Source organism: Pseudomonas sp. GL93 (assembly GCF_003408955.1).
Classification (GTDB): Bacteria; Pseudomonadota; Gammaproteobacteria; order Pseudomonadales; family Pseudomonadaceae; genus Aquipseudomonas; species Aquipseudomonas paracarnis.
The window spans coordinates 32,431-47,841 of record NZ_NKRF01000061.1; the positions used below are offsets into that span (position 1 = coordinate 32,431).

Annotated in this window: 12 protein-coding genes and 1 pseudogene; 9 read left to right on the forward strand and 4 right to left on the reverse strand. The window is 62.3% G+C overall.

Going from position 1 to position 15,411, the window contains the following annotated elements; all coding sequences use genetic code 11:
- Nucleotides 1-43: 43 nt before the first annotated feature.
- Nucleotides 44-505 (forward strand): nucleoside deaminase, encoded by a 462-nt coding sequence (locus CER19_RS10275; RefSeq protein WP_116666338.1) that lies wholly within the window; start codon nt 44-46, stop codon nt 503-505.
- The gene (locus tag CER19_RS10280) at nt 492-1,679 is read left to right on the forward strand and encodes a CynX/NimT family MFS transporter (protein WP_116666339.1); all 1,188 of its coding nucleotides are present in this window, start codon (nt 492-494) and stop codon (nt 1,677-1,679) included. The genes CER19_RS10275 and CER19_RS10280 overlap by 14 nt, the downstream gene beginning before the upstream one ends.
- Here CER19_RS10280 and CER19_RS10285 read toward each other — a convergent pair.
- On the reverse strand, nt 1,650-3,965 hold the full coding sequence (locus tag CER19_RS10285) for a TonB-dependent receptor (protein WP_116666340.1): 2,316 nt from the start codon (nt 3,963-3,965) through the stop codon (nt 1,650-1,652). The two genes, CER19_RS10280 and CER19_RS10285, sit on opposite strands and share 30 nt — an antisense overlap.
- Before the next feature lie 155 nt (nt 3,966-4,120).
- Here CER19_RS10285 and CER19_RS10290 point away from each other — a divergent pair, with 155 nt between their 5' ends.
- The 3 genes and pseudogenes from CER19_RS10290 (at nt 4,121) to CER19_RS10300 (ending at nt 7,112) form a co-directional block, all read left to right on the forward strand.
- The gene (locus CER19_RS10290) at nt 4,121-5,065 is read left to right on the forward strand and encodes a LysR family transcriptional regulator (RefSeq protein ID WP_116666341.1); all 945 of its coding nucleotides are present in this window, start codon (nt 4,121-4,123) and stop codon (nt 5,063-5,065) included.
- A gap of 21 nt (nt 5,066-5,086) precedes the next feature.
- Nucleotides 5,087-5,262, forward strand: a pseudogene (locus tag CER19_RS29045) (diadenosine tetraphosphate hydrolase); the annotation flags it as partial.
- A 242-nt stretch (nt 5,263-5,504) separates the two neighbouring features.
- Nucleotides 5,505-7,112, forward strand: coding sequence for an alkaline phosphatase family protein (locus CER19_RS10300; protein ID WP_116666342.1), 1,608 nt, complete (start codon nt 5,505-5,507; stop codon nt 7,110-7,112).
- Between the two features lie 125 nt (nt 7,113-7,237).
- On the opposite strand, the gene CER19_RS10305 is transcribed toward CER19_RS10300, so the two are convergent.
- Nucleotides 7,238-8,143 carry a TauD/TfdA family dioxygenase gene (locus CER19_RS10305; protein ID WP_116666343.1) on the reverse strand — a complete coding sequence of 302 codons (906 nt, stop codon included), beginning with the start codon at nt 8,141-8,143 and terminating at the stop codon, nt 7,238-7,240.
- Nucleotides 8,144-8,326: 183 nt separating this feature from the next.
- On the opposite strand from CER19_RS10305, the gene CER19_RS10310 reads away from it, so the two are divergent.
- Nucleotides 8,327-9,247 (forward strand): LysR family transcriptional regulator, encoded by a 921-nt coding sequence (locus CER19_RS10310; RefSeq protein ID WP_116666344.1) that lies wholly within the window; start codon nt 8,327-8,329, stop codon nt 9,245-9,247.
- Nucleotides 9,248-9,351: 104 nt separating this feature from the next.
- Here CER19_RS10310 and CER19_RS10315 read toward each other — a convergent pair whose 3' ends face one another.
- Nucleotides 9,352-10,353, reverse strand: coding sequence for an ABC transporter substrate-binding protein (locus tag CER19_RS10315; RefSeq protein ID WP_003187584.1), 1,002 nt, complete (start codon nt 10,351-10,353; stop codon nt 9,352-9,354).
- Nucleotides 10,354-10,632: 279 nt separating this feature from the next.
- On the opposite strand from CER19_RS10315, the gene CER19_RS10320 reads away from it, so the two are divergent.
- Both CER19_RS10320 and CER19_RS10325 read left to right on the forward strand, forming a co-directional pair.
- Nucleotides 10,633-12,231, forward strand: a complete 1,599-nt coding sequence (locus CER19_RS10320; protein ID WP_116666345.1) for an ABC transporter permease — start codon at nt 10,633-10,635, stop codon at nt 12,229-12,231.
- Complete coding sequence (locus tag CER19_RS10325; protein ID WP_116666346.1) at nt 12,228-13,043, forward strand: ABC transporter ATP-binding protein; 816 nt, start codon at nt 12,228-12,230, stop codon at nt 13,041-13,043. The genes CER19_RS10320 and CER19_RS10325 overlap by 4 nt, the downstream gene beginning before the upstream one ends.
- On the opposite strand, the gene CER19_RS10330 is transcribed toward CER19_RS10325, so the two are convergent.
- Nucleotides 13,030-14,103 carry a fatty acid desaturase gene (locus CER19_RS10330; RefSeq protein WP_116666347.1) on the reverse strand — a complete coding sequence of 358 codons (1,074 nt, stop codon included), beginning with the start codon at nt 14,101-14,103 and terminating at the stop codon, nt 13,030-13,032. The two genes, CER19_RS10325 and CER19_RS10330, sit on opposite strands and share 14 nt — an antisense overlap.
- A gap of 101 nt (nt 14,104-14,204) precedes the next feature.
- Between CER19_RS10330 and CER19_RS10335 the strand changes: the two genes are divergently transcribed.
- Nucleotides 14,205-15,209: an AraC family transcriptional regulator gene (locus CER19_RS10335; protein WP_116666348.1), complete on the forward strand. Its 1,005-nt coding sequence runs from the start codon at nt 14,205-14,207 to the stop codon at nt 15,207-15,209.
- The last annotated feature ends 202 nt before the right edge of the window (nt 15,210-15,411 follow it).

A 15,411-nucleotide genomic window follows, 5' to 3' on the forward strand; every position in this document is an offset into this window, starting at 1 on the left:
TGGCTGACCATACTTCACCTTTCATCGCATCCGGGGGCCTTGTATGACCAACGATCAACCACACCTGCAACGCGCTATTGCCTTGGCCCGCGCCAACGTCGCCCAAGGTGGCCGCCCCTTCGGCGCGGTGCTGACGCGCAACGATGAGGTGTTGGTGGAAGCCGTGAATGAGATCCACCTGATCCAGGACCCCACTGCTCACGCCGAGCTGCTGGCGATCCGCGCAGCGAGCCGACAACTGGGTGCGCGCCTGGAAGGGTGCGTGATCTATGCCAGCGGACAGCCTTGCCCAATGTGCTTGAGCGCCATGTACCTGTGCGGTGTAGAACGCGTAGTGTTTGCCGCCAGCAACGAAATGGCCGAGCCGTTCGGCCTGTCGACCGCCGCCATCAGTCAACAGGTCGGCCTGCCTATCGGCGCGCAACGCCTGCCCATCCAGCACCTGCCCGACGCCGCAATGACTGCGCTTTATCACCAGTGGAAAACCCTGCATGACCCTGAATAAATCCCTCGCCGGCTGGGGCCTGCTGGTGGTGCTCGGACTGAACCTGCGCCCCATTCTCAGTTCCATCAGCCCGCTGCTCGGCGAGATTCGCCAGGCCACCGGCCTGAGTTTTCAGAGCAGTGCCCTGCTCACCAGCCTGCCGGTGATCTGTATGGGGTTGGTGGCACTGGTCGGCGTGCGCGTGGAGGCTCGCTTGGGCGAGCGTCGCGGCATCGCCCTGGGCTTGTTGATGATTCTGCTGGCGTGCCTGGCGCGCTGGCTGATGGGCCAGGCTTCGGCACTGCTGGTGACCGCGCTGCTCGGCGGCGCGGGCGTGGCCCTGATCCAGGCGCTGGTGCCGGCGATGATCAAGCGCGAATTCCATCACCGTGTGCCCGTGGCGATGGGGGTGTATTCGGCGTCACTGATGGCCGGCGGCGGGTTGGCGGCGCTGCTCAGCCCGGTGGTGGCCACGCACTTCCAGCAATGGCAGGCAGGCCTGGGGGTGTGGCTCTTGCCGGCGCTGGGTGCGTTGCTGCTGTGGGCCTGGCTGCCGCTGGGCGCCGCACGCAATCCACAGCAGGCGCCTGCGTTCAAAGGGTTACGCAACCGCCGCGCCTGGCTACTGGCGCTGTATTTCGGCCTGGTCAATTGCGGCTACATGAGCATGGTCGCGTGGCTGCCGGCCTACTATCAGCAACTGGGTTGGGGCGTGCTGCCCAGCGGGTCGTTGCTGGCGTTCATGACGATTTTTCAGGTGACGGCCGCCCTGCTGATGCCGGTGCTGGCGCAACGCAGTATCGACCGCCGCCCATTGCTCAGCATCAGCCTGCTGGCGCAAACCATCGGCTACCTGGGCCTGATCGTTGCGCCGCAGGAATATCCTCACCTGTGGGTGGCCTTGTGCGGCTTCGGGTTAGGGGCGTGCTTTGCCCTGAGCCTGCTGCTGACCCTCGACCACCATCGCGACCCACGCCAAGCCGGGCAACTGGCGGCGTTCGTGCAAGGCGTGGGCTTTTTGATCAATGCGATTTCGCCGTGGCTGACCGGTTGGCTGCGCGAGCTTACCGGCAATTTCGTCAGCGCCTGGGTGGTGCTGACGGTGACGGTGGTGGCGATGCTGCTGGTGACGCGGGTGTTCAGCCCGGCCACCTATCGCACCGACCTAGAAGTCGTAGCGCCCAGTCACGCCTAGGGTGCGTGGCGTGCCCAGCAGGCCCTCGTAACCGCCATTACCACCGGTCCACAGGGTGGTGTAGTAGGTTTTGTCGAAGGCGTTTTTCAGCCACAGCGACACATCCCACTGCCCTTGGTCATAGTCGCCGCGCAAACCGGTAGACAGGTTGACCACCGCATACGCCGGGATCTGCCCGTAGTCGGAATCTTCCACCGTGCCCACCGCCTTGGAACGGAACGCGTAGCTGGCGGTGACGTAGGGTTCGAAGCCGTTCGCCAGGTTCCACTTGTACTCGCCGTTGGCGTTGGCGATCCACTTGGACGCGCCCACCACCTGATGGCCACTCAAGTCGCAGGACGCCGGCGCACCGGGACGCAGGCTGGTTTCCGGCGGGCATGGCGCATCCTTGTAAGACAGGTACGTCACGTCATTGAAGGAGCCGTTGATGTTCAGGGTCAGGCCCTTGATCGGCACCAGGGTGCTTTCCACTTCCACGCCCCGCGAGCGCACCGAGCCGGCGTTGGTCAGGTACTGCACGCGGTTGTCCTGGTCGTAGGCGTTGGTCTGGTAGCCGTTGACCTGAGTCCAGAACAGGTTGGCATTGAGCTGCAGGCGGCGGTCCCACAACGTGCTCTTGAAGCCCAGCTCGGCGTTGTTGGCGCGCTCGGTGCCGATCAGCAACGAGTCGGCTCCGGCTGTCGGCGCAGAACCCACCGCCAAGTTCACACCGCCGGACTTCTCGCCATGGGACAGCGTCGCGTAGCCCAGCAGGTTTTCAGTGAAGTGATAACTGAGGTTGAGCAGCCCCGACGGCGTCGCGCTGTATTGCGACAGGTCACCCGAGTCATAGGCCCCGGTACGCCCACGCCGCGCCGTGGCGGCGGCCCCGCTGACCGCCGCGCCACCGACTGGCGCATTGCGCGTGACCCAGGCGCTTTTCTCTTCGTAGGTGCCGCGCACACCGGCAGTGAAATCCAGGCGCTCGGTCAGGTGCCAGGTGCCTTGGGCGAACAGCGCGAAGCTGTCGGTGCGGATATGCCCGTTGCCCACACTGCTCACGTTGCTCAGCGCACCGGCAGGCGTGCCGTTCCAGATATCGGCCTTGGGCCCGTAGTAGGCAAAGGATTTGTTATCCAGGTCGGAGCCGAAGTAGTAGGCGCCGAGCACGTAATCGAAGAAACCACCGCTGGGCGACGCCAGTCGGAATTCCTGAGACCACTGCTTATCTTCCACCGAAACCCCGGCGTTATACGACGCCGGTACGTTGAGGCCGTCATCGTTGCGCGGGGTGAAATTCCACCAGCGGTAAGCACTCACCGAGGTCAGGGTGAAGTCGCTGGGCAGCGTCCAATTGGCTTCCAGCGAGGTACCGCCCTGGAACACCGTGACGTGCTGGTCGTTGTCCAGGTTGACCTTGCGATGAGTGCCGTCCACCAAGGTTGCGCCCGCCGCGTTGGCCCGGGATTGATACAGGTTGGTGCCATTGATGGTCGGCCCGGTGCTGTACAGCACGCGGGTGCCGGCGCTGGAGTCTTCTTCGTTGTAGTCGCCGATCCAGCGCAGGTTGAAGGCCTCGCTGGGCTTGTACAGCAGTTGCCCGCGAAAGCCCTGGCGTGAACCGCCGTTCAGATCATGGCCGTCGTGTTCATTTTTGATGTCGCCGTCGCTGCGCGTGCGGTAGGCCGAGAAACGCCCCGCCAGCTCATCGGTCAGGGGGCCGGAAATCGTGCCCTTGGTCTGAAAATAACCATCCTCGCCCAGGGAGGTTTCGATGCTGCGCTCCGGGGTAAAACTCGGCGCGCGGGTGCTGATATTGATCACGCCAGCGGTGGTGTTCTTGCCGAACAACGTGCCCTGGGGGCCGCGCAAAACCTCAAGCTGCTCAATGTCCATCAGGTCGAACACCGCCATGCCCGGGCGCCCGAGGTAGACGTTGTCGATATACAGCCCCACGCTGCCTTCCAGGCCATCGCTGGCCGGGTTGTTGCCCAGGCCGCGGATCGACACGCTGGACTGGCGCGCATGCATATAGGCGACGTTGACGCTGGGCACCAATTGCTGCAAATCCTGGATGCGATACACCCGCTGGGTTTCCAGGGCCTGGCCGCCGACCACGCTCATGGGCGTCGGCACGGCCTGGGCACTTTCGGTACGCCGCCGGGCAGTGACCGTGACAGTTTCCAGTTGGCCACTGGCGCTTTCGCCCTTGCCGGCAGGCGCGGGGTTTTCAGCGGCCTGGGCCGGCGACCAACTGGTGCTGCCGGCCACCAACATAGCCAGGGGCAAGGATTTGAACAGACTCATAAGCGGCTCCAAAACCCCGGAATACTCGTCGCCTTATATTCCAAAAGGTTATTTATTTATGTTTTTACGAACATTTACTGCATAAGAGATAGCCTTTATAAGGAGTCGACGTAATGCATAGCCAATGCATTTCCCGGATATTTTTGATGTGAAAAATGCATATCGACTTGCGCCAGCTTCGCCACTTCATCGCCCTCGCCGAACAGCGCAGTTTCGTCGCGGCAGCCGCAGCGGTGAACCTGTCGCAGTCGGCGTTCAGCCGTAGCATCCAGGCCCTGGAACACAGTGCCGGCTGCCAACTGGTGGACCGTGGCCGCAAAGACCTGGCGCCCACCAAGCAAGGCCAGGTGCTGCTCGAACATGCACGGCGCCTGGTCAGCGGCGCACAACAACTGGCCAACGAAATCAGCCAGTTCAACGGCCTGGAAGCCGGTGAACTGCGTTTCGGTTGCGGCCCCGCGCCGGCAGCTGGGTTAGTCCCACGTGCCATCGGCAGTTTTATCGGGCGCTACCCCAAGGCCCGTGTGCAGTTCCAGGGGGACGACTGGCAAAGCCTGAGCAAGCGCCTGCTCAGCGAAGAGTTCGAATTCTTCGTCGCCGACACCCGCCACTTCGAAGCCAACCCGGACTACCACACCCACCGCCTGCGCCCGCGCCGTTGGCACTTCTGCTGCCGCGCCGGGCACCCCCTGGCCGCGCGCAACAGCGTCAGCGCCGCCGAACTGATGAGTTACCCGCTGGCAGTAACCATCCGCCCGCCGAACCTACGCAAAGTCATCGTCGACCTCAGCGGCCGGCCGGATTACCAGCCCAATGTGGAGTGCGAAAACGGCTACAGCCTGATGGGCGTGGTGCTGCGCTCGGACGCCATCGGCATCGTCAGCGCCAACAGCGACGTGCTGCACATGGCTCGCGGCGAACTGGTGTGTTTGCAGATTGAGGGATTGGACGAAAACCTGGAGGAGCGCTACACCCGCTACGGGATCGTCAGCCGCGCAGGGTATCGGTTGTCGCCGTTGGCGCAGGCGATGATTGAACAGATCAAGGAGATAGATGAGAGAGACGAGGATGCTTACGCGTTGGAAAATATTGCGGTCTGAGTCAGCGGTGAACGCAGGCCTGCCAAATTATTCCCGATGCACGGGACCGGGGAAGATAGCGCCTTCAAAAAATCAGCTCGACCCAGGACAAATATTTTGAGCGTTATGAAGGCTATGTCTCCTCCCATGACGCTGCCAGGGCAGATGATAAAGCGCTGGCAGAGCTGGCTGCTCACATCAGGTCCTTCGCCGGGTAAGCCTGCTCCCACCATTTGATCGCGGGGTGCCAGGTAGATATGTATCTGCTGTCAGGCCGTCATCGCAGGCAAGCCAGCTCCCACAGGGGAATGCATTTCAACTGTGGGAGCTGGCTTGCCTGCGATGACGTCAGCAGCCACACCCATGCACTCAATGCATCGAACCCAGTCCCCAAATGCACTTGCCAGAGCGCCCCTCGAACGGCGAAAAAACCCACCTGTCCTCCGTTCGGTAAATTCCTATGTCTGACCCAAAACCCGTGCGCAACGTGCTCTACATCATGTGCGACCAACTGCGCCGCGACTACCTGTCCTGCTACGGCCATGCCCATCTGCACACGCCGAATATCGACCGCCTGGCCGCCGCTGGCGTGCGTTTCAGTCGGGCCTATACACAGGGCACCATCTGCGGCCCGTCGCGTATGTCGGCCTACACCGGGCGCTATGTCAGCAGCCATCAGGTGGCCTGGAATGCGGTGCCGCTGCCGCTCGAAGAGCTGACGATCGGCGACTACCTGCGCCCCTACGGCATCCGCACCGCCCTGGTGGGCAAGACCCACGCCACGCCAAACCTTGAGGCCTTGCAGCGCCTGCAGATAGACCCCGACAGTGCCCAGGCCGAGCCGCTCAATGAGGTCGGTTTCGACGCGTATCTGCGTCACGACGGCATCTACCCCGACAGCCCGCTGTTTGACGATAAGCGCGAGTCCGCGCCCTACACCCAGTACTTGCGTGAACACGGCTACAGCGGCCGCAACCCTTGGCATGAATGGGCCAACGCCGCCGAAGGTGAACATGGCGAAGTGCTCAGCGGCTGGCACATGCGCAACGCTGGCAAGCCTGCACGGGTGGCCGAGGAGCATTCGGAGACCGTCTACACCACTGACCGCGCCATCGACTTTATCCGCGAGCAGGCCGAACAGCCTTGGTGCCTGCACCTGTCGTATATCAAGCCGCACTGGCCCTACATCGCGCCGGCGCCTTATCACGCCCTGTACGGTACCGAGCATGTGCAGGCGCCGATTCAACCTGAGCACACCAGCGATCACCCGGTGTACCAGGCATTTCGCCAACACCAGGAGAGCCAGAATTTTTCCCGTGACGAGGTGCGCCTCACGGTGATTCCGACCTACATGGGCCTGATCAAACAGATCGACGATCAACTCGGGCGGCTGTTCGATTTTCTGCAAAGCACTGGCCGCTGGGACGACACGCTGATCGTGTTCACCAGCGACCACGGCGACTTCCTCGGCGATCATTTCCTCGGTGAAAAAGAATTCTTGCTGGAGCCTGCGGTGGGTGTACCGCTGATCGTGCGCGACCCGCGTGCCAGCGCCGATATCAGCCGCGGCACCGTAGACGAGCGCCTGGTGGAAACCATCGACGCCCTGCCCACCTTCCTCGACGCCTTGGGCTTGCCCGCCGCCGACCATCGCCTGGAAGGCCGCTCATTGATTCCATTGCTGCAGGGCGCACAACCCACCTGGCGCCGCTATGCCATTGCCGAATATGACTACGCCTTCCAGGCCCCCGCTCGCGAGCGCCTGGAGCAACCCATCGACCGTTGCCGCATGACCATGGTGCGCAGCGAGCGCTGGAAGTACCTGGCGTACGACGGCTTTCGCCCGCAACTGTTCGACCTGGAAAACGACCCGCAAGAACTGCACGACCTGGGCAGCGATCCTGCCTATGCCGAGGTGCGCGAGACGCACCTGGGTTATCTGTTCGACTGGCTACGCGGTTTGAAGCGGCGCACCACCATCAGCCACACGGAGGTTGAAGTGCGCGGGCAGTGGTTTCGTTATGGTGAGCCAGAGGCAGAGAAAGTGGTGAAGATCGGAGTCTGGTAAACACCACGAATCCAAATGTGGGAGCGGGCTTGCTCGCGAATGCGCGGTGTCAGTCGAAGTATTCATCAACTGACCCACTGCATTCGCGAGCAAGCCCGCTCCCACATTTTTAATCCTCACCCGGCTTAAAGACCTTTAGTGGTTTTGCTTGATTGCCCCTGCACCCCCACCGGCACATCCCCCTTGAGCGTAACCCGGCGCACGATGCGCTCCTGGGTGCCGTAGTCGTCCACCGCGTAATGCTGGGTGGCGCGGTTATCCCAGATCGCCACGTCACCGGTGTTCCAGCGCCAGCGCACGGTGTTTTCCAGGCGGGTGACGTGGCCTTGCAGCAGGTTGAACAACTGCGCCGACTCTGCCTGTGAGTAGCCTTTCAGGCGTTTGACGAAGTGCCCCAACAGCAGGGTTTTCTCACCGCTGACCGGATGCACGCGCACCACCGGGTGTTCGGTTTCGTACACCGTGGAAGTGAACACTTTGCGGTATTCCTCCAGCTTCTCCACCGCCACATCCGGCTTGCGGGCGGCATAGTCGTATTCGTTGCTGTGCACCGCCCACAGGTGGTCAGCCAGTGCGCGCAGCTCCACGCTGAGGTCGTTGTAGGCCGCGGCTGTGTTGGCCCATACGGTGTCGCCGCCGGAAGCAGGCGCCAGCACCGAACGCAGGATCGAAGCCTTAGGGTAGGCATCGACGAAAGTCACGTCGGTGTGCCAGGAATTGGCGCGCTGGCCACGGGTGCCATCCAACTCCATCAAGAAGCGCGTGCCGTCCCGCACCGGCACCGTGGGGTGGGCAATCGGCTCGCCGAGCAAGTGAGCAAAGGCTTCCTGGCTCTGGTCATCGAGATGGGTTTGTTCGCGGAAGAAGATCACCTTGTATTGCACCAGCGCCTGCTGGATGGCCTCGACGGTGGCGGCATCCAGCTCACCGGACAGTTTGATGCCACGGATTTCGGCGCCGATCCGCCCGGCTACCGGGTGAATATCGAGTGGTTGGGCGACGGGTTGAACGGCTAATGCGGCGTTGCTCATTGTGATGACCCTCATGTGCCTGCGAAATGGTGGGGGACGCTTCCAGCAACGCTCTATCCATATGCAATTTAGGTCTAGCAAATGAATGAATGCTTCGTTGACGGAATAAGAGCTTGCATTTAAAACCTCACCTTGCTCGGTCGCAAATGCCTTCGACCTATTTTTAAAATGCCGGGAAAGCATATGGATCTTCGCCAACTGCGCTACTTCATCGCCCTCAACGAACACCGCAGTTTCGTGCGTGCCGCGGACGCCATGGGCATCACCCAACCAGCGTTCAGCCGCAGCATCCAGGGGCTGGAACAGGAGTTCGGTTGCGTGTTGGTAGACCGTGGCCACAAGGACTTGCGCCCCACGCCGGAAGGCCAAGTGGTGTTGCAGCACGCCCTGAGCCTGGTGCATGGCGCAGCGCTGCTGAGCAGTGAAGTGACGCGCATGACCAAGCTCGACGCCGGCGACCTGCGCTTCGGCTGTGGCCCGGCGCCAGCCGTGAAACTGGTGCCGGATGCGGTGGCGCGGTTTATCAGCGCCCACCCGAAAATCCGCACCACGTTTCAGGTGGATAACTGGGAAACCCTTAGCCGCCGCTTGAGCCGTGAAGAGATCGAATTCTTTATCGCCGACATCCGCCAGTTCGAGGCCGACCCGAACTTCCAGACCCGCGCACTCACGCCCAAACGCGGGGTGTTTTTCTGCCGGCCCGGCCACCCCTTGCTGGCCAAGGACAGCCTGTCGACCAACGACATGTTCGACTACCCGCTGGCGGCGCCGCTGATCTCCCAGGGCATTCGCAAACTGCTGGCGAACCTGAGTGGGCGTATGGATTTTTCACCCAGTATCCAGACCGAGCACTTCCCGGCACTGGTGAGCATCGTGCTGCAAACCAATGCCATCGGCGTCGGCACTGAAGAAGCCTTTGCCGAGGACATTGCCAGGGGGGCACTGGTGCTGCTGCACTGGCGCAATTTGCCGCAGCACATGGACACCCTGAGTGCACGCTGCGGGATTGTCAGCCGCACGGGGTCGCGGTTGTCGCCGGCGGCGAAGGCGATGATCGAGACGTTGGTGGAGGTGGATAGCCAGCAGGTAAGTGTGGCGGTTTGAAGGGCCTCATCGCAGGCAAGCCAGCTCCCACATTTGAGCGGTGTACACATTCAAGTGTGGGAGCTGGCTTGCCTGCGATAGCGATAGCCCAGGCGCCGACAAGCTCAGAGCCCCGCCGCCACCAACCCAGGCGCCACCCAATCACTCACCTGAAACGACTTGCGAATCAACTTCTCCCTGGACGCCAAGTCCACCGCATCCTGCAATTTGCCAAGGAACACCGGGTCCAGTGTGGAGGGGAAAACCTCGCTGAGCTTCTGGTCTTTCAAATCATTGGTGAGGATCACCGGCGGGTAACTGGCCAGCCCGGATACCAGCGCGATGTACGCCTGTTTGTTGTTGTCATCGGTCAACCACTGCACCGCTTGCTGCTGAGCCTTGAGCAACGTGGCCACGGCGTCTGGGTGTTCATCGACGAATTTGGCGCTGCCCACCAGCACGGCCTGGATGCTGCCGGCATCGCCCAGGTCCTTGGTGGTCAGCGGTATCTCTGCCAAACCTTTGGCCTGCAACGCCGTCAGGGTGGAACCGCCCCAGGTGGCGTCAATCTGCTTGGCGGCGAGGGCGGCAGCGGCCGCATTGAAGTCCAGGTTGATCACCTTCAGGTCCTTCTCGCTCAAGCCCTGGCTGGCCAATGCGCTGTCGAACGACAACTGGCTGGCCGTGCCACGGAACACCGCCACGCGCTTGCCCTTGAGGTCTTGCAAGGTCTTGATGCCGGAGCCCGGCACCACGCCGAGGTAGTGTTTCACTCCTCGTGCAGAGGCGCTGAGCAGCCGCGTATCCAGGCCATTGGAGCGGCCGATGATCGCTGCCAGGTCGCCCAGATAGGCCAGGTCCACCTGGCCGTTGGCGAACGCTTCATTGATCACCGGGCCGGCGCCCTTGAAGTAATTCCACTGGATCTGGATGCCTTGGTCGGCAAAGGCTTTTTCAAAGATCTGCTGTTCACGCAACACGTCGGTGATGCCACCGCCGCTGTGCTGGCTGCCGGCACTGAGGTCGGGCACTGCGATGCGGATTTCCTTGAGGTCGGCAGCATGCACCAACCCGGCCAGGGCGGTGCCGACGAACAGGCTGATCAGACGTTTAAAGGGCAGTTTCATAAGCGCAGCTCCTGGTGGGCGACGGTCGCCTGGGGAGCAAAAAGTAGGCACAGACTGAACAAAACTTTAAATACTATAAATTCACACTTTAATAGCTTTTAGAACTATGCAAGAAAACACGCAGGCTCCAGCGGGGTATGCACAAACAGCATCGAAAATATTCTTCGAATGCATTGGATGCGTGAGGGCGTGAGGCTTTAAATGACTTTTCTTATCACGCAATCATCTTGATCACACTTTTATAAGATCGAAATCACATAACGCATTCGGAGGTCCTCCATGGCCCGGATTTCACTTCTGAGCCTGCCGCTGGCGGCCCCGTCCAAAGGCTTCGCGTCGCGCTGGCCGCAGCTGGGCGAGCGTTTATTGCCGTGGCTGCTGCCGCTCACGCTGTTTGCCTTATGGTGGCTGGCCAGCCGCAATCATTGGATGAGCGAGCAGATTCTGCCCACCCCCGCCCTGGTGTGGAGCAGTGCGGTGGAACTGGCCGGCGGCGAGTTATGGAGCCATCTGGCGATCAGCTTGCAGCGCCTGTTCTGGGGCCTGCTGGCCGGTATCAGTGCCGGCGCGATACTGGGTGCGTTCCTGGGCTTCAGTGCGCGCGCCGAGCGCTTGGTATTCCCGACCTTCAGCGCGCTGGCGCAAGTGCCGACCCTGGCCTGGATTCCTCTATTCATGGTGTTTTTCGGCATTGGCGAAACCCTCAAACTGGTGGTGCTGGTCAAGGCCATCGTGGTGCCCGTGACCCTGCATACCCTGGTGGGCGTTCGCGACGCCCAGCCCAACCTGCGCGAAGCCGCCCGTGTACTGCGCCTGCCTGGCCACTTGCTGATCCGCCGCCTGGTCCTGCCCGCCGCACTGCCTGCGTTCATGGCCGGCGTGCGTCTGGCCCTGGCCGCCGGCTGGACCTCCCTGCTGGCCGTGGAGTTGCTGGCCTCCAGCGAAGGCATCGGCTACCTGATGGTGTGGGCGCGCCAGTTGTTCATGCTCGATATCGTCTTCGTGTGCATCGTGGTCATTGGCGTGCTGGGTGTGGTGATGGACCGCGGCATCGGCTGGCTGGATCGCAAGTGGGTGCACTGGCCTCACCCCGCCACTGCGCAGATCCGCCGCGGGCCACACTATGAAGGCTGGCAACGCCTGCAGCCCTGGTTGTTACCCTTGCTGTTGTTGGCGCTGTGGCAGGCAGCGACGCAACAGGGCTGGGTAGACCCGAACATTCTGGTCAGCCCCTGGACCGTGCTGCAAACCACCCTGGCCGGCGTGCTGGATGGCAGCTTGACCACCGCCCTGGGCAAAAGCCTGGGCCGGGCCCTGGGCGGCTTGTTGCTCGGCGGCAGCCTGGGGTTTGCCATGGGTTTGTGGCTGGGGTTGTCGCGGCGTAGTGAACGACTGCTCGGCCCAACCTTGTCCGCGCTGCGTCAGATTGCGATTTTCGCCTGGGTGCCGCTGTTGACCGCCTGGTTCGGCCTGGGTGAACTGGCCAAGTGGGTGTTTATCGCCCTCGCCGCCTTCTTCCCGTTGTTTATCGCCACCCAGCGCAGCGTGCTCAACCTGTCGCCCCAGCTGCGCGAAGCCGCGCAGGTGCTGCGCCTGAACCTCTGGCAACGCTTGCGCCGTCTGGTGCTGCCGGGCGCTGCGTCGGGGATTTTCGCCGGCCTGCGCCTGAGCCTGATCTACGCGTGGATGGGCACCCTCGGCGCCGAATATTTCATGCCCTCCAATGGCGGCATCGGCAGCCTGATGATCGGTGCCCAACAGCTGCTGCGCATGGACCTGATCATGAGCGGCATGCTGCTGGTCGGCCTCACCGGCGCCACCCTCAACCTGCTCGGCCAACGCCTCGAAACCCGCGCCACTCGCTGGAGACACGCATGAACGCACCGATTGTCAGCTTCAACCATGTGGGCAAGTCCTTCGACGTCGATGGCTTCGAACTGGAAGCCATCCGCGAATTCAACCTGGAGGTGGCCGAAGGGGAATTTGTCGCGATTGTCGGCGCCAGCGGTTGCGGCAAGTCCACCCTGCTGCGCCTGCTGGTGGGGCTCGATACGCAATATCGCGGCGAGATCCGGGTGGATGGCAACGCCGTCAGCGGGATCGGCGGCGAACGCGGCATTGTGTTCCAGGAACACCGGCTGTTCCCATGGCTGACCGTGGCGCAAAACATCGGCCTGGGCCTGGTCAACGAGCCGCTGAGCGAGGCCGAGCGCACGCGGCGCATCGGTGATTTTATCGAGCTGGTGGGCCTCACCGACTTCACCCGCGCCTACCCCCACCAACTCTCCGGCGGCATGGCGCAACGGGTGGCGATTGCCCGCGGCCTGGTGGCCAGCCCGCGCATCCTGTTGCTGGACGAACCCTTCGGCGCCCTCGACGCGCTGACCCGCCAGCAGATGCAGGATGAACTGTTGGCAATTCGCGCCCGCGCCAGGATCACCACGGTGCTGGTCACCCATGACGTGGAAGAGGCGATTTTCCTCGCCGACCGCGTGGTGGTGATGGAGCCCAGGCCCGGGCGCATCAAGCAAATAGTCGACATCGCCCTGCCCCATCCGCGCCAGCGCAGCAGCTTTGAATTCCACCAATTGCGCGAAGAACTGCTGCACGAACTGATCAGCGATGACCACTACCAACCGCCCGTGCGCGAACAGATTCGCGATTTGCCCCTGGCGTTTATTGCCTGCTGAGGTGAGCTAAATCGCTGTGTGCCTGCTCGAGTCGCTCGAAGCGGTTGGCGCGGGCAAAGGTGCCAAAATCATTGAAGCGCACCCCCATCTCGGCCATCACCTTATGCGCCACCTTGGTGGTCATCTGGCGGATGTAGAACGGCTCTTTCACCACAAAGTGATGGATGCCATGGGTGCTGCCGAAGTTGAAGCAGAACGCCTGCAACGGCCACAGCCACCAAGGGTTCAGCACTTGGGTTTGCTGGATCACATTGCCCAGCTCCACATCGCCGTAGTAGTGCATGTTGGAGCTGACAAAGTGCAGGCAGAAGGTGCGCAACACATTCGGGCCGATGATCACCACCGCAGCGATATCGATCACCTGCATCACCTGCAAGGTACCGGCTGACCACTGAATGGGCGCGCCCATCAAACTGGCAATCCCATTGGCGGCATGAAAGCCCAGGAAGACGTACCACGCGCCCCAATGCAGCAAGGCCAGCGGTGCGTACACCAGCAGCACGCGCTTGAGGATGCTGAACCTGTGCGGCCAGGTCTTGGCGCGCAACAGGCGGATCAAGGCCGACATCATGTTGTCCCCCACCATCAGCAACCGCGCGATGCCCCAGGGTTCGCCATTGGTGATCGCGCGCTCTTCCATGTCGGCTTCGGTGCCCGAGACCTTGTGATGGTTGAGGTGCAAATGCCGGCGTATCCACGGGTTGATGGTGCTTGGCCGCGCCAGCCACACCAGGCCCATCATCACGTTGTGGGGAACGCGCTGTTTGCGAAAGTACATGCTGTGGATCAGGTCGTGTTCCAGCTCGTGGGTGAGCGAGGCGAAGAAGGCATTGAGCAGCAGACACACCCACCAGGCCATATGACCGCTGATATAGAGCGCTGCCGAGCCGAACATACCCAGCAGGGCAAAGGCCAGGATGCCTGCGCCCAGTGCGTCCTGATGCAACAACCAGGGGTGCCGCTGGCGCAAGCGCACGCCTTCGGCCATCACGACCTCGCGGATATGTGCCGAACGCTGTTGTGCGTTCAACGGCTGGGGGCTTGCAGAAGTACCGTCCATGCTTCCATTCTCTTGTGAAGTGATGCCTGAATCCTGCACCTAACCCTAGCGCAGGACGCTAGCCGCGCACGCCAATCTGTTGACCCCAAGCGCCAATTGCCATGACCGAACCCACTTCCCTCGCCAGCTGGACCCGTGCCCTGCGCAAGCAGCTCGACGCCTTGGGCCTCGACAGCGCCGCGCTGTGCGCCGAAGCCGGGCTCGACCCGCAGCAGATGGACGACCCCAACGCCCGCTACCGGTTGTCGGCCACCACGCGCTTATGGGCGCTGGCGGTACAGGCCAGTGGCGACCCGGCGATTGGGTTGCGGGTGTCGCGGTTTGTCAGCCCCACCACCTTTCATGCGCTGGGTTACGCATTGGTGGCCAGCGGCAGCTTGCGCGAGGTGTTCGAGCGCATCGTGCGCTATCACCAGGTGGTCAGTGATGCCTTGGACCTGGAGCTGAGCCGCCACGGCGACGTCTACCGTTTTCGCCTGCTCCAACCCCCAGGCAGCCCTGCGCCCGCGCCGGAAGCGATCGATGCGTTTGCGGCGATCTACGTACGCACCTGCCGCAACCGCCTCGGGCGCGACTATGCGCCGTTGGCCGTTTACCTGCGGCGCCCGGAACCCGCCGACCCCAAGCCGTGGCACACGGTATTTCGCGCGCCGGTATGGTTTGCCGCCGACGAAGACCGCCTGGAGTTCGCCGCCCACGACTTCGACAGCCACCTGGACGACGCCAACCCGGAGCTGGCCGAACACAACGAAACCGTGCTCAAGCGCACCCTCGCCCAACTGCAACCGCTAACCTGGGAACGCAAGGTGCGCGCCGCCATCGAGGCGCAATTGCCGGACGGCGAGCCAAGCGCCGAACGCATCGCCCAAGCGCTGCACTTGAGCCTGCGCAGCTTGCAGCGGCATCTGGCCGATGAAGGGTGTCGATTCGACGCCTTGCTCAATGAGTGCCGGCAAAACCTGGCGTTATTACACCTGCGCGACCCGCAGTGCTCATTGGCCGAGATCAGCCATTTGCTGGGGTTTGCCGATACCAGCAGTTTCAATCGTGCGTTCAAGCGCTGGACGGGGATGACGCCGGGGCAGTTTCGCGAGGGGTTGCAGTAGAAAGGGCCTCATCGCAGGCAAGCCAGCTCCCACATTTGGATCCTGGGGTGTCAGGTAGAGATGCGTCGGCTGTCAGGCCGTCACGGGAGCAAGCTCCCTCGCCACAGGTCCAGCGTCACCCCAAAGTTGTGTAGATACCTATGCTGCGATGAGGCCAGTACAACCACCAAAATTCCCTGAGTTTGATTACAAACCTGTCATC

What these genes read in the sequence shown, in the direction of transcription:
- CER19_RS10325 (WP_116666346.1), top strand. Translation starts at nt 12,228, where the DNA reads ATGAACGCACCGATTGTCAGCTTCAACCATGTGGGCAAGTCCTTCGAC.
- CER19_RS10305 (WP_116666343.1), bottom strand. Translation starts at nt 8,143, where the DNA reads ATGAGCAACGCCGCATTAGCCGTTCAACCCGTCGCCCAACCACTCGAT.
- CER19_RS10290 (WP_116666341.1), top strand. Translation starts at nt 4,121, where the DNA reads ATGCATATCGACTTGCGCCAGCTTCGCCACTTCATCGCCCTCGCCGAA.
- CER19_RS10335 (WP_116666348.1), top strand. Translation starts at nt 14,205, where the DNA reads ATGACCGAACCCACTTCCCTCGCCAGCTGGACCCGTGCCCTGCGCAAG.
- CER19_RS10315 (WP_003187584.1), bottom strand. Translation starts at nt 10,353, where the DNA reads ATGAAACTGCCCTTTAAACGTCTGATCAGCCTGTTCGTCGGCACCGCC.
- CER19_RS10280 (WP_116666339.1), top strand. Translation starts at nt 492, where the DNA reads ATGACCCTGAATAAATCCCTCGCCGGCTGGGGCCTGCTGGTGGTGCTC.
- CER19_RS10320 (WP_116666345.1), top strand. Translation starts at nt 10,633, where the DNA reads ATGGCCCGGATTTCACTTCTGAGCCTGCCGCTGGCGGCCCCGTCCAAA.
- CER19_RS10275 (WP_116666338.1), top strand. Translation starts at nt 44, where the DNA reads ATGACCAACGATCAACCACACCTGCAACGCGCTATTGCCTTGGCCCGC.
- CER19_RS10310 (WP_116666344.1), top strand. Translation starts at nt 8,327, where the DNA reads ATGGATCTTCGCCAACTGCGCTACTTCATCGCCCTCAACGAACACCGC.
- CER19_RS10330 (WP_116666347.1), bottom strand. Translation starts at nt 14,103, where the DNA reads ATGGACGGTACTTCTGCAAGCCCCCAGCCGTTGAACGCACAACAGCGT.
- CER19_RS10300 (WP_116666342.1), top strand. Translation starts at nt 5,505, where the DNA reads ATGTCTGACCCAAAACCCGTGCGCAACGTGCTCTACATCATGTGCGAC.
- CER19_RS10285 (WP_116666340.1), bottom strand. Translation starts at nt 3,965, where the DNA reads ATGAGTCTGTTCAAATCCTTGCCCCTGGCTATGTTGGTGGCCGGCAGC.